The sequence below is a fragment of the Brachybacterium hainanense genome (assembly GCF_042434575.1).
Taxonomy (GTDB): Bacteria; Actinomycetota; Actinomycetes; order Actinomycetales; family Dermabacteraceae; genus Brachybacterium; species Brachybacterium hainanense.
This window is the reverse complement of record NZ_JBHLSV010000007.1, coordinates 135,381-147,862: the sequence shown is the minus strand read 5'-3', so window position 1 is coordinate 147,862 and position 12,482 is coordinate 135,381. Positions and strand designations below refer to the sequence as shown.

Here is a 12,482-nt window from a genome sequence, read left to right as displayed (position 1 = left end):
CCCCGACCCCTGTCCGGTCCGGGTGATCCACGAACTCTGCACGGTGAGGCCCCGGCCCACAAGACCACCGCAACCCACCACCCTCATAGGGTCTGAGCAGGTGCCCCGGGGGGGGGGGAGGACCGCACCCGACATGGGGGTTCTCCCCCATGCGGTTCCACCCGCGGCCCAGTAGGCTCGTGCTGTACGACAGCCCGACCGAACTCTCCAGGGAGACCTCTCATGACCACCCCGAACCCGGACGGCGGCCAGGGCGCATCCGACGTCCCGCAGAACCCGCCCGCAGCGTTCCCGGGCGCCGATCAGGCCCCGGTCGGGAGCCCTGCACCCGAGGCCCCCGCCTCGCCCCAGGATCCCGCCGCACCCCAGAATCCCTACGCCGCTCCGCAGGCCCCGGCGGGCCCCGTCCCGCCGACGGCTGCGCCGCAGGCGGATCCCTACGGCGCCCAGCAGTCCCCGTACACGCAGCCCGCTCCCGCACAGCCGGAGCAGGCCCAGCCGGGATACGGCGCACAGCCGGGGTACGGACAGCAGCAGCCGGGATACGGACAGCAGCCGCCCTTCGCCGGACAGGCACAGGGCCAGCCCGGGGGCACGCAGTTCTCCGAGACGCCGCCTCCGCATGTCAAGGGCGTCTTCGCCGGTCCCCTCAGCGGCCCGGGCGTGGACCCCTCCGAGGCACGGACGTGGTCGATGCTCGCCCAGCTGTCGACCCTGATCAGCCTCGTCACCGTCGGCTTCCTGGGCTGGCTCGGCCCGCTGGTCATCTTCCTCATGTACAAGGACCGCAGCCGCTTCGTGCGCTACAACGCTGCGGAGGCGCTCAACGGCGCGATCGCCGTCGCCATCGCGACGATCGTGCTGTCGGTCCTGTACGGCATCTTCTCGATCATCACCCTCGGCATCGGGACGATCGCGTTCCCGATCCTGTGGGTGCCGGCGATCTGCCAGCTGATCTTCTCGATCATCGCCGCGGTGAAGGCCAACAAGGGCGAGTGGTACAACTACCCGATCAACATCCGCCTGGTCTCCTGACCTGCGGCGCGGCATCGCGCATCGGAGACCGATCGCATGAGGCCCCCGCCGGACGGCGGGGGCCTCGTGCATGCCCCGGGGCTCCGGGACCGGGCGGGGTCGTGCTCAGCCCGTCAGATCGCGGATCACCGCATCGGCGAGCAGGCGTCCGGGCCGGGTGAGCACCAGGCGGCCCTCGGCGGCGGCTCCGGGCTCGAGATGCCCGCGTCCCACATGCACGGCGATCTGGTCGCGCCGCTGCTCGGCGACCGCCTCGGCCGGCAGGCCGTCACGGATCCTCAGCTCGAGCATGATCCGCTCCAGCTCGCGCTGCTCGGGGCTCGTGCGCTCCTCGTCCTGCCGCGGAAGCACGCCCTCCGCGAGCATCCGCGCGTAGCGGCTGGGATGCTTCACGTTCCAGGCCCGCAGACCGTCGCGGTGCCGATGAGCGCCGGGGCCGATCCCCCACCAGTCCCGTCCGCGCCAGTAGGCGAGATTGTGCGCCGAGCGATGCGCGGGCGTGCGCGCCCAGTTCGAGACCTCGTACCAGCTGAGCCCCGCCGCCTCGAGCAGGTCGTCGATCGCCTCGTACTTGTCGGCCATGTCGTCGGGATCGGGCTCGGCGAGCTCGCCGCGGCGCAGCTTCCGCGCCATCGCCGTGTTCCCCTCGATGATCAGCGAGTACGCGGAGAGATGATCGACATCGCAGGCCAGGGCGGCCTGCACGGAGGCGACGACGTCCTCGAGGGTCTCCCCCGGCGTCCCGTAGATCAGATCGAGGCTGACGTCGAGCCCCGCCTCCTTCGCCCACCGCACCGCGAGCGGGACCCGCTCCGGGTCGTGGGTGCGGTCCAGGGTCGCGAGCACGGAGCGGACGGCGGACTGCATGCCGAAGGACACGCGGGTGATGCCGCCGCCCGCCAGGCGCCGCAGCGACTCCGGCGTGACCGAGTCCGGATTCGCCTCGGTCGTGACCTCCGCATCCGGGGCGAGCGGGATCAGGGTGCGCAGGTGCGCGAGCATCAGGACCAGGTCGTCGGCCGGGAGCATCGTCGGGGTGCCGCCGCCGAAGAACACCGTCGAGACCTGCTCGTAGCGGTGCCCGGCCGCGAGGTCGTCGGCCAGGACGAGGTCCATCTCGCGCATCGCGTTCGCGGCGTACTCGGCCTGGCTTCCTCCGCCGCCGAGCTCGGTCGCCGTGTACGTGTTGAAGTCGCAGTAGCCGCAGCGCACCGCGCAGAAGGGCACATGGATGTAGACGGACAGGTCCCGCATCGGCTCCTCTTCGTTCACAGCCCCTTCCCGAGCCCCAGGCCGCGGCCGGTCGAGCTGAGACGCTCCGGGAACTCCCGCGGGAGACCGGCCTTCTCGAGAGCGATCCTCGCCGAGCGGACGACGGACTCGTACAGCACCGTGCCGCTCTCCTCCGCCCAGGCCAGCAGCGCCTGCGCCTGTGCGGCGTCGAGGCCGCGGAACACCTGTCCGATGCTCACCCCGTGCTCGGGGCGCTCAAGCACCTCGATGCGGTCGCCGGCGCGGACCTCGCCCTCCTCGAGGACGCGGAAGTAGGCGCCGCAGCGGCCCGCCGCGGTGAAGCGCCGCGGCCATCGACGGTCGTCCATCCGCGCCGCGAAGGTGACGCACGGGGTGCGGGGACAGGTGCCCTCCACGACCGCCCCGCCGATCCTCCAGCGCTCCCCGACGAGGGTCTCATCGGTGTCCTGCCCGAGGGTCACCAGGTTCTCGCCGAAGAACCCGTCGGGCAGCTCCTCGCCGCGCTCGCGTGCGAAGGCCTCGCGCATCTCCCGGGAGACGGCGTAGACCGCCTTGAACAGACCGCCGTGATGCTCGCGGTCCCCCTGCACGTCGCCGAGGACGCCGTGGAGCAGCAGGCGGACCGGACCGTCGACCGGGCGCTTGTCGATCCCGCTCATCAGGCGCCGCTCCGGTACCGCGAACAGCTGCGCGACGGTGCACACCGCCGCGATGCTCCCACCGGCGGATCCGTCGATCCTCACGTCGAGGGCCCCGGCGGGAGCGCTCACTTCTTCTTCCCGTCCTTCGCGCCGTCGGAGTCGGAGGACAGGGCGGCGATGAAGGCCTCCTGCGGCACCTCGACGGAACCGATGTTCTTCATCCGCTTCTTGCCCTCCTTCTGCTTCTCCAGCAGCTTCCGCTTGCGCGAGATGTCGCCGCCGTAGCACTTGGACAGCACGTCCTTGCGCATCGCGCGGATGTTCTCGCGGGCGATGATGCGCGAGCCGATGGCGGCCTGGATCGGCACCTCGAACTGCTGGCGCGGGATGAGGTTCTTGAGCTTCCCGGCCATCTCGACGCCGTAGTGGTACGCCTTGTCCCGGTGCACGATGGCGCTGAACGCGTCGACCGGCTCGCCCTGCAGCAGCATGTCGACCTTGACGAGGTCGGCGGCCTGCTCGCCGGTGACGTCGTAGTCGAGGGAGGCGTAGCCCTTGGTGCGGGACTTCAGCTGGTCGAAGAAGTCGAAGACGATCTCCGCGAGAGGGAGCAGGTAGCGCAGCTCGACCCGGTCCTCGGACAGGTAGTCCATGCCCTGGAGGGACCCGCGCTTGGACTGGCACAGCTCCATGACGGTGCCGACGAAATCGCTCGGCACGAGGATCGTCGCCCTGGTCAGCGGTTCGCGGATCTCGTGGACCTTGCCCTCCGGGAAGTCGGAGGGGTTCATGACCTCGACCTGCGTGCCGTCCTCCATCGTCACCTGGTAGACGACGGAGGGTGCGGTGGAGATGAGGTCGAGGCCGAACTCGCGCTCGAGGCGCTCGCGCACGATCTCCAGGTGGAGCAGCCCCAGGAAGCCGACGCGGAAGCCGAAGCCCAGCGCGGTCGAGGTCTCCGGCTCGTAGTTCAGGGCCGCGTCGTTGAGCTTGAGCTTGTCGAGGGCGTCGCGCAGCGCGGGATAGTCGGAGCCGTCGATGGGGAACAGCCCCGAGAACACCATCGGCTTGGGATCCGAGTACCCGGCCAGGGCATCGCTCGCGCCGCGGACCGAGGTCGTCACGGTGTCGCCGACCTTCGACTGGCGCACATCCTTCACGCCGGTGATCAGATAGCCGACCTCCCCCGGCCCGAGGCCCTTGGTCGGCATCGGCTCCGGGGAGATCACGCCGATCTCGAGCAGCTCGTGCTGGGCGCCCGTCGACATCATCGTGATCCGCTCGCGCGGGGACAGGCGGCCGTCGACGACCCGGACGTAGGTGACCACGCCGCGATAGGTGTCGTAGACCGAGTCGAAGATCATGGCGCGGCAGGGAGCTTCGGGCTCGCCCTCCGGGGCGGGCAGGGTCGCCACGACGTGGTCGAGGAGCTCGGAGACGCCGACGCCGGTCTTGCCCGAGACCCGCAGCACGTCCGCGGGATCCACGCCCACCAGCTGACCGATCTCCGCGGCGTACTTCTCGGGATCCGCCGCCGGGAGGTCGATCTTGTTGAGCACGGGGATGATCGTGAGGTCGTTCTCCATCGCGAGGTACAGGTTCGCGAGCGTCTGGGCCTCGATGCCCTGGGCGGCGTCGACCAGGAGGATCGCTCCCTCGCAGGCGGCCAGCGAACGGGACACCTCGTAGGTGAAGTCGACGTGCCCGGGGGTGTCGATCATGTTCAGCGAGTAGTTCACGCCGTCGACCTGCCAGGGCATGCGCACAGCCTGGCTCTTCACGGTGATGCCGCGCTCGCGCTCGATGTCCATGCGGTCGAGGTACTGGGCGCGCATGGCCCGGTCGTCGACGACCCCGGTCAGCTGCAGCATGCGGTCGGCGAGCGTGGACTTGCCGTGGTCGATGTGCGCGATGATGCAGAAGTTGCGGATGCGCTCCATCGGTGTGGAGGCGGGAACGATGTCCCGGGCGTCCTCGGTGGCGATCCTCGGGGTCACCGGCATCCGTCCTCTCGTCCAGCGTTGCTCATGCGGGTGCGCCGGAGCCTGCCCGGCGGCGGGGACATCGTCTCATGGGCCGGTGCGCCCGGGCGCACCGCAGGCCGCGCATGTGGCGGGCGGCTCAGCCGCTCCGCGCCCGGGCGCGGAGACGGGAGGGGACGCCTCGGGCGCGCCCCGCACCGGTAGGCTTCGCCTCGTCACCGACCCCGGAATGGGAGCCCCTCCATGTCCCTCGTCTCCCGCCTGTCCTCCGCCCTCCGCTCCGCGCTGCGCTCGCCGGCCGCGCGCCGCGCCGCCCGCGATCTGGGCGAGGCCGCCGTGCGTGCGGTGCGCGAGGGCCGGGAGCCGCGCGGGGCCCGGTCCCCGCGGAGCACCGATCCCCACATCGGCGCCGATGCCGCACCCGGGGCGCTCCCGGACCGCTCGGGGACGGAGCCGCTCACGATCTCCTATGCGCCTCGCGAGGACGACGCCGCCGATCCCGGGGAGATCGTCTGGGCCTGGGTCCCCTTCGAGGAGGACCTCTCGCAGGGGAAGGATCGCCCGGTGCTCGTGCTCGCCCGCGAACAGGATCGCGACGGCGAGGTGCTGATCGCGCTCATGCTCACCTCCCGCGACCGCGGCAGGGCGGTGCACGTCGACGAACATGGCTCCACCTGGGTCGACATCGGCACCGGGGCCTGGGACCGTCAGGGTCGCGCCTCCGAGGTGCGCGCCGATCGCCTGCTGCGGATCCGTCCCGGCTCGGTCCGGCGCGAGGGCTCCCGCCTGAGCCGCGAGCGCTTCGAGCGGGTCGCCGATGCCGTCCGCACGGTCCATGGCTGGAGCGCCTGACGTGCTCGGATGGGATGCGGGACACGCCACGGAGTGCTGATCCGGGAGCGCCGCTCTGATAAAGTCGTTCCTTGTATGTGTGACATACCGTTCGGTGTGCGCATGCCGTGGAGTCCGCCGTGTCAGGGCGAAACGGCCGCGACCCGGACGTGTGACCGCGACAGCGACTCGGTCCCGACGTCTCCAGGCGAATCCCCACCGCCCGTCCCCGTCAGGGCCGCACCTCAGCTGGTGCGGGCGTTCCACCACCCACAGCACAAGAGAGAAGTCCTCGTGGCAAACATCAAGTCCCAGATCAAGCGGAACAAGACGAACGAGAAGGCGCGTCTGCGCAACAAGGCCGTCAAGAGCGAGCTGAAGACGCACGTCCGCAAGGTTCGCACCGCTGTGGCCGCCGGCGACGCCGAGGCCGCGGGCAGCGCCCTGCAGGTCGCCTCCCGCAAGCTGGACAAGGCCGTCTCCAAGGGCGTCATCCACAAGAACCAGGCCGCGAACCGCAAGTCCGGTCTCGCCAAGCTGGTCGCCGGCGTCTCCGCCTGATCGACCAGGCGAAGGCCGGACACGTCCAGCCGATGCCTCTGAAGGGCCCGTCGCCACCGCGACGGGCCCTTCGTCGTGTCCGGCCTTCGTCCTATGCGCCGAGTCGTCGACGTAGTTCGCGTTCCATGGTCGCAGGGCCGTCCGTGAAGTTGATCAGCAGATCCTCGGCGTGCGTGAGCTGATCGATCGTTCCGATGCGCGGCAGATCCCGCAGCGCGGAATCCTCGATCGCGGCGACCGTCGCCTCGATGTACTCGCCGCTGTTGATCACGGGATGGGGCCGGACAGCGTCCGCGATGCCGACCGCGAACTCGGTGATCCGCGGCGTCACTCGGGCGCAGATCCCGAGTGCATCATGAGCGCGGCCGATGGCCAGGAGCGCCCGGTCCAGCGCCGCTCGGGAAGCACCGGGGTCATGCGGATCGAGCGCCGCGTCCAGCATGGGACCGAGCTCGTCCGCCGCATCCAGCCGTGCGAAGGCGCTGCCGAACCATTTCCCGTAGGGGCGATAGCGCCGCTCCTGCAGGAACGCCATCTCCATGACGAGCTGGACTGCACGAACCGTCAGCAGCTGCCCACCGCGCAGGTCTCCCGCTTCTCGAGCCCGGCTGATGAGCGGATCGACGCTGCTCAGCAGCTCCCATTGCGCGGCGATGATCCAACGCTCGACGTCCGCGGGATACCAGGCATGGGCCTGGCGCAGTGCGGTCAGCTCGGCGGTGTCGTCGTGGAAGACCTCTCCCTGTGTCAGCTGGAGCAGATGCTGCTGAGGCGTCGCCAACCAGCGTGCCGAATCCGGCACCGTGGTGGTGATGGTGGGAAGCCGAGCCGCGAGCCAGCCCGCGAGCGTGTCGACCTCGAGGTGGTCATCGATCGCGCCGGACGCCAACGAGAACCACCGCGTCGGAAAGCCGCGGTGCTCCGCCGGCAGTGCTCGGCGCAGACGGTCGCGAAGGCCGCGTACGGCTGAAGCCTCGACGAACAGCTGCAACCGCGGCCCCCATTCGTGGTCCCGTGAGCGCGCGTCGTCGAAGCTGAGGACCTCTGACCCCTCGCCGATCAGGCACGCCGCGTGTGGCAGATCCAGCTGCGGCGCGATCACCTCTCGGTACAGGCTGCGGGCAAGATCCAGCCCAGCTGTGTCCTCGCTCATGCCTCGACGGTAGAAGGGACGAGGCCCCGTCGACAAGACGATTTCCTGCGGCCGGGACCCTCAGCGCGTGCGCCGAGCCCGGCAGATCTGCAGCACGAGGTGCTGCACCGACCAGGCGGGGTCCCGACCGGCTCCCTTGACCTCGTGGTCGGCCTGGGCGACCGCCTCGATCGCGAGGGCGAGCGAGCGGTCGTTCCAGGCGCGCACCTCGCGCGAGAGGTTGCGGATCATCCAGTCGGGCATGCCGAGGGTGCGCGCCGACGCCCCGGGGGCGGAGACCTTGGCCAGGGAGCGGACCTTCGAGGCGATCGCCGCGACCATCGGCACCGGTTCGGCGCCGACCAGCTGCGCCTGGGCGAGGAGCTGCAGCGCATCCGCCTCGCGGCCCGCGATCGCGGCGTCCGCGACCGCGAAGGCGGTGGTCTCGACCCGACCGGCGGTCAGCGCCTGGACGTCCTCCAGGGTGATCGGCTGGACGGATTCCCCGGGCTCCGGGGTCGTGTCCTCGATGAGCTGACGCGAGATGGCGGCGAGCTCGGACAGATCGGTCCCGAAGGCGTCGACGAGAGCGCCGACGGCCTCGGGCTGGATGCGGCGTCCCGCACGGGTGAACTCCGCCGCGGCGAAGGTCTGCTTGTCCGCTGCGCGTTTGATGGGATCCGCGGCCACCCGCGGGGCGCCGGATCTCTTCACCGCATCGAGGAGCTTCTTGCCGCGGCTGCCGCCCCGGTGCACGAGCACGAGGGTCACGTCCGGCTCGGGCGCCTTCAGGTAGGCGAGGACGTCGCCGATCAGCTGCTCGGAGGCCGATTGCAGCTCCGGGACGAGCACGAACCGCGCCTCCCCGAACAGGGACGGGCTCGTGACCTGGCTGAGCGCACCGGCCCCGGTCTCCCCTGCGAGGTCGTGGAACGCGACCTCTGGATCCCGCTGCCGGGCCTGCTCGCGCAGCCGCTCGAGGGCGCGGGAGGCGATGAGCGGCTCGGTGCCGTGGATCAGGATCACGGGGGCGAGGTCCACGGAGTGCCAGGCCACGTCGGCCATGCGGGGGTCCTTCCTCGAACGGGTGCGCCCGCCGGGTCCGCGGGAGCGCTGATCGATCCTATCGGGCACCGCCGACACCCCGCAGGTCCGTGATGTCCCCCGGCGGCACCAGGACGGTTCCGTGCCGGTCCGTGCGGCCGATGTGCCCGGTGCTCCGCCGGGCGATCGCGATCGCGGCATCGCTCGGATGTCCGAAGGAGTTCTCCGCACCGACGGTGACCAGCACCGCCTCCGGGTCCAGCTCCGCGTACAGGTCCGGGTCCTGTCGGGCGGAGCCGTGGTGGGCGATCTTCACGATGTCGGCGTCTCCGGGACCGAGCCGGCGCAGCTGCTCCTGAGCCTTCGGCTCGAGATCGCCCAGGCCCACGTAGCGGGTGCCGTCGGACCAGGTCGCCGCGATCACGAGCGAGCAGTCGTTGGCGGCATCACCCTCGCCGCCGCCGCTCTCCCGGGCGGAGACGGCGCGCGCGGTCTCTGCATCGGGCGGCCACAGCACGACGAGGTCGAGACCGGGGGCGGACAATTCCTCGCCGCGGGCGACCGCGGTCGCAGGGACGGAGGGGACGGTGCGGTCGCGGGCCTCCGGCAGCGGACAGATCCACTGCCGGGCGGGGGTCCGTCCGCCGCGGAGAGCGGCGTTCCCGCCCACGTGATCGGCATGGGGATGGGTCAGGATCAGCAGGTCGATGCTCCGGACCCCGAGCGCGTCGAGGCAGTCGGTCAGCGCGGCCGGATCCGGTCCCGTGTCGACCAGGACGGTGGTCTCCTCCGCGCGCAGCAGCACGGCGTCGCCCTGACCCACGGCGCAGGCGGCGACGATCCAGTCCCCCTGACGGCCGCTCAGGTCCACCGGCAGACGCAGCGCGAGCGGCGGGGCGAGCGAGGCCACGAGCACGAGGGCGACCGCGAACCGGACGGGTCTGCGGCGCCTGCCGAGGATCGCGAGCACGGCCGCTGCCAGCACCAGCACCGCGGAGAGCGCCCCGGCTCCGCCCTCGGGCACGCTGATCCGCGATCCCGGCAGCGTGTCGGCGGCGACGGCGACCAGAAGCACGAGATGCGCTCCGCCGACGGCCATGTCGCAGATCGCCGCGGCCGCCGGGACGCTCACGGCGCCGACCACCACCGCGACCAGGCCCAGCACCGTCGCCGGGCCCACGAGCGGGCCGACGACGAGGTTCACGGGGACGGCCCAGAGGGAGATCTCGGGCGAGAGCAGGATCAGCACCGGGGTGCAGGCGGCCTGGGCGACGAGAGGGACCGCCAGCACGAGCGCGACGGCCTCGCCGATGCGGCCGCGGCCCAGCTCGACGATCACGCGGGACAGCGGCGGGGCGAGCACGAGGATCGCCGCGGTCGCGAGGGCGGAGAGCACGAAGCCGACCGAGGCCGAGGTCACCGGGTCCAGGGCCGACCACACGGCGAGGGTGAAGGCGAGCGCGGCGACCGGGGAGGCGCGCACCCCGACGAAGCGGGCGATCAGCAGCGGCACCGCCATCGTCGACGCCCGCAGCACGCTGGGCTCCGGTCCCACGAGCAGGACGTAGCCGCCGACGACGAGGGCCGCCAGAGCGAGGCGGGGACGACGCGGCACGCCCACGAGCAGAAGCGGCACCAGGACCGCGGCCAGCACGAATGCGATGTTCGCACCGGAAACAGCCACAATATGCTGTATTCCGGCGCGACGCATGATATCCTCCGTTGCCGGGCTCAGCCCCTCGGTGTCCCCTGTCGTCATCCCCCGCAGGAGCGCGCCCTCGTCCGCGGGCAGGTGGGCCGTCGCCTGCCGGGCCCGATCGCGCAGCATCCCGCGCCAGGACGGCTCCGAGGAGAGGGGCGCGGCACGGTGCACATCGAGCACCACGAGATCGCCGTGCACCCGCACCGCCGCCCGCATCCGGACCCGCTCCCCCGCGTCCACGCCCGCAAGGTCCCCGGCCGCCGCGCCGGAGGCGCGCACGAGCACCGCGACCTGCCCGAGATGCCCCGAATCCCGCCCGACGCGGACGTTGCCCGGCAGGGTGCGAGCACGCAGCTGCACGTCCTCGCGCGAGAACGACGGACCGGAGCTCGGGGAGCGCGCCTGCGTGAGCGCCTCCACCTCGACCTCGAGGACGAGCCCCTGGCTCGAGGCGCGTTCGAGGACGGAGACCGCCGCCTCGTGCCGGGACAGGGCCGGGACCAGGAGCGCGAGCCCGAGCACGACGACGCCCAGGTGCGCGAGCAGCCGGCGCACGACGGCGAGGCGCCGCGAGAGGACGCCGATCAGGAGGAGGCAGGAGAGCGCCGCGAGGATCGTCGGGCACAGCACGGCGAGGCCGCCGCGGACCCCGATCACGGCGAGGATCCACAGCGCGAGGGCGGCCGGGGCGAGACGCAGATCGGACCGGGACAGCATCTCAGACCGTGGCCATCGGCGCGATCCTCGCGAGGGTCGCAGGACCGATCCCGGAGACCTCCTCGAGATCGGCCACGTCCTGGAACGGACCGTTGGCCTCGCGATGATCGATGATCCGCTGTGCGAGCGCCGGCCCGACGCCCGGCAGCTGCTGGAGGGTCGGGGCATCGGCCGAGTTCAGATCGATCGGTCCTCCCGGCGCGCCGCCGGCCTCCCCCGTCCTGCTCCCTCCCGCGGGCGGAGGGCCCTGCGGGGCGGGCTCCTCCCCCGGTGCGGGCACATGGATCTGCTCGCCGTCCACGACCGGGCGCGCGAGGTTCACCGCGTCCAGGTCCGCCTCACCTCCGGCTCCTCCGGCGGCGGAGATCGCGTCCTCGACGCGGGACCCCGCGGGCAGCTCGACCACCCCGGGGTTCGCGACCTGCCCGGAGACGTGGACGACGACGGGGGCGGGAGGCGCCGATGTCGAGACCGCCCCCGCGCTCGATGCGGGATCGCCCGCAGGAGCCTGCGCGGGCCCGTCCGTCTCCTGCGCGATCCGCTCCGTCGACGGCGGCGTGGAGGGCTCGGCCGGGATCGCCGAGCCACGGGTGGACAGGTGGATCGCCCCGGCCGCGACGAGGACGAGCACGAGCAGGCCCAGCAGCGCGGTCGCGCTGGGCCGCGGCAGTGCCGCGAGGCCCGGGCGTCTCCCCTCGCGCCGTCGGTCGATCCTCTCGACGAGGTCGCCGCGGCGATGGCGACCGGCGCGAGCGCGGGTGCCGAGATCGGAAGCGGGGTCGAGATCCATGCTCCGACGCTAGGCGGCCGGCGTCCTTCCCGCCCGGTTCACCCTCCGGCTGTGGAGAGATGAGGCATGGGGAGGACCAGCGGCCGGGGCGGTTCGATCTCAGCCCCGAGGGCGACCGATCAGCCGATCCCGATCATGAACAGCCACTGCCGCCAGAACGCGCCGAGGATCGCGAGGACCACCAGGGCGTACCAGGCGAGCGTCAGGACGACCCAGTGCCGCAGGATCCGGGCGAGGGCGGGCGGGGCCTGCCAGGTCCCGTCCTCGACCGTGCGGGCGAGGGTCACGAAGAACATGGGCGCGGTGACGAGCCACACGAGCATGCACCACGGGCACAGCGCCCTGATCACGAACAGGGCGGAGATCGCCAGGAACTGGATGAACCCGAAGGCGAACGTCATCCCCCCGAGGGTCGCCCAGCGGAACCACCGAGGCAGCACCGCCCCGCTCAGCTGGAGCGACCCGACGGCCGCCATGATCGCGTAGCCCGCCAGGCCGATCGCCATGTTCGGGATCCCGAAGGCCTCCGCCTGCCAGGTCATCATGACGTTCCCGCAGGAGATGAAGGGGTTCACGTCGCAGCCGAGGCTCGCGCCCGGGTTCTCCAGCAGGAACAGCTTGTCGACGAGGAGCACGAGCGCCGCGATCCATGCGATCGCCCCGCCGAGCAGCAGCACCGCCCCCGCCGCCCGGTCCGGGGCGCGGCGGCGTCCGGCCGCCTCCCGCGCGATCTCCGCATCGATCTCGGCGAGGAGGTCTTCGTCGGTGGGTCCGTCGGCGTTCTCGTGCACGG

11 protein-coding genes are annotated in these 12,482 nt (G+C 71.9%); 3 read left to right on the top strand and 8 right to left on the bottom strand.

Annotated elements, in window-relative coordinates; all coding sequences use genetic code 11:
• Window positions 1-222 precede the first annotated feature (222 nt).
• A complete protein-coding gene (locus ACFFF6_RS08135) occupies window positions 223-1,035 on the top strand; it encodes a DUF4870 domain-containing protein (protein ID WP_376979855.1) in 813 nt (270 codons plus the stop codon).
• Between the two features lie 105 nt (window positions 1,036-1,140).
• On the opposite strand, the gene hemW is transcribed toward ACFFF6_RS08135, so the two are convergent.
• From hemW to lepA, 3 genes are read right to left on the bottom strand one after another with little or no spacing between them, the layout of a single operon-like run.
• Window positions 1,141-2,289, bottom strand: a complete 1,149-nt coding sequence (hemW, locus tag ACFFF6_RS08130) for a radical SAM family heme chaperone HemW (protein WP_376979854.1) — start codon at window positions 2,287-2,289, stop codon at window positions 1,141-1,143.
• A gap of 14 nt (window positions 2,290-2,303) precedes the next feature.
• Window positions 2,304-3,059 (bottom strand): MOSC domain-containing protein, encoded by a 756-nt coding sequence (locus ACFFF6_RS08125; RefSeq protein ID WP_376979853.1) that lies wholly within the window; start codon window positions 3,057-3,059, stop codon window positions 2,304-2,306.
• Window positions 3,056-4,933 carry a translation elongation factor 4 gene (lepA, locus tag ACFFF6_RS08120; protein ID WP_376979852.1) on the bottom strand — a complete coding sequence of 626 codons (1,878 nt, stop codon included), beginning with the start codon at window positions 4,931-4,933 and terminating at the stop codon, window positions 3,056-3,058. Before lepA ends, ACFFF6_RS08125 begins: the two co-directional genes overlap by 4 nt.
• A 222-nt stretch (window positions 4,934-5,155) precedes the next feature.
• Between lepA and ACFFF6_RS08115 the strand changes: the two genes are divergently transcribed.
• Window positions 5,156-5,764 (top strand): type II toxin-antitoxin system PemK/MazF family toxin, encoded by a 609-nt coding sequence (locus tag ACFFF6_RS08115; RefSeq protein ID WP_376979851.1) that lies wholly within the window; start codon window positions 5,156-5,158, stop codon window positions 5,762-5,764.
• Window positions 5,765-6,037: 273 nt separating this feature from the next.
• Complete coding sequence (gene rpsT, locus ACFFF6_RS08110; RefSeq protein ID WP_376979850.1) at window positions 6,038-6,304, top strand: 30S ribosomal protein S20; 267 nt, start codon at window positions 6,038-6,040, stop codon at window positions 6,302-6,304.
• Between the two features lie 91 nt (window positions 6,305-6,395).
• Here the strand turns inward: rpsT and ACFFF6_RS08105 are convergent, their stop codons facing one another.
• From ACFFF6_RS08105 to ACFFF6_RS08085, 5 genes are all read right to left on the bottom strand, one after another.
• Window positions 6,396-7,457, bottom strand: coding sequence for a DUF4037 domain-containing protein (locus ACFFF6_RS08105; RefSeq protein ID WP_376979849.1), 1,062 nt, complete (start codon window positions 7,455-7,457; stop codon window positions 6,396-6,398).
• Window positions 7,458-7,517: 60 nt separating this feature from the next.
• On the bottom strand, window positions 7,518-8,501 hold the full coding sequence (holA, locus tag ACFFF6_RS08100; protein ID WP_376979848.1) for a DNA polymerase III subunit delta: 984 nt from the start codon (window positions 8,499-8,501) through the stop codon (window positions 7,518-7,520).
• 58 nt (window positions 8,502-8,559) lie between these two features.
• Window positions 8,560-10,899: a ComEC/Rec2 family competence protein gene (locus ACFFF6_RS08095; protein WP_376979847.1), complete on the bottom strand. Its 2,340-nt coding sequence runs from the start codon at window positions 10,897-10,899 to the stop codon at window positions 8,560-8,562.
• 1 nt (window position 10,900) lies between these two features.
• Window positions 10,901-11,689, bottom strand: coding sequence for a ComEA family DNA-binding protein (locus tag ACFFF6_RS08090; RefSeq protein WP_376979846.1), 789 nt, complete (start codon window positions 11,687-11,689; stop codon window positions 10,901-10,903).
• Window positions 11,690-11,808: 119 nt separating this feature from the next.
• Window positions 11,809-12,480, bottom strand: a complete 672-nt coding sequence (locus ACFFF6_RS08085) for a vitamin K epoxide reductase family protein (protein ID WP_376979845.1) — start codon at window positions 12,478-12,480, stop codon at window positions 11,809-11,811.
• Between the last annotated feature and the right edge of the window lie 2 nt (window positions 12,481-12,482).

Coding starts and splice junctions, on each gene's coding strand:
- ACFFF6_RS08105 (WP_376979849.1), bottom strand. CDS start 7,457: ATGAGCGAGGACACAGCTGGGCTGGATCTTGCCCGCAGCCTGTACCGA.
- ACFFF6_RS08095 (WP_376979847.1), bottom strand. CDS start 10,899: ATGCTGTCCCGGTCCGATCTGCGTCTCGCCCCGGCCGCCCTCGCGCTG.
- ACFFF6_RS08090 (WP_376979846.1), bottom strand. CDS start 11,689: ATGGATCTCGACCCCGCTTCCGATCTCGGCACCCGCGCTCGCGCCGGT.
- ACFFF6_RS08115 (WP_376979851.1), top strand. CDS start 5,156: ATGTCCCTCGTCTCCCGCCTGTCCTCCGCCCTCCGCTCCGCGCTGCGC.
- hemW (WP_376979854.1), bottom strand. CDS start 2,289: ATGCGGGACCTGTCCGTCTACATCCATGTGCCCTTCTGCGCGGTGCGC.
- lepA (WP_376979852.1), bottom strand. CDS start 4,933: ATGCCGGTGACCCCGAGGATCGCCACCGAGGACGCCCGGGACATCGTT.
- holA (WP_376979848.1), bottom strand. CDS start 8,501: ATGGCCGACGTGGCCTGGCACTCCGTGGACCTCGCCCCCGTGATCCTG.
- ACFFF6_RS08135 (WP_376979855.1), top strand. CDS start 223: ATGACCACCCCGAACCCGGACGGCGGCCAGGGCGCATCCGACGTCCCG.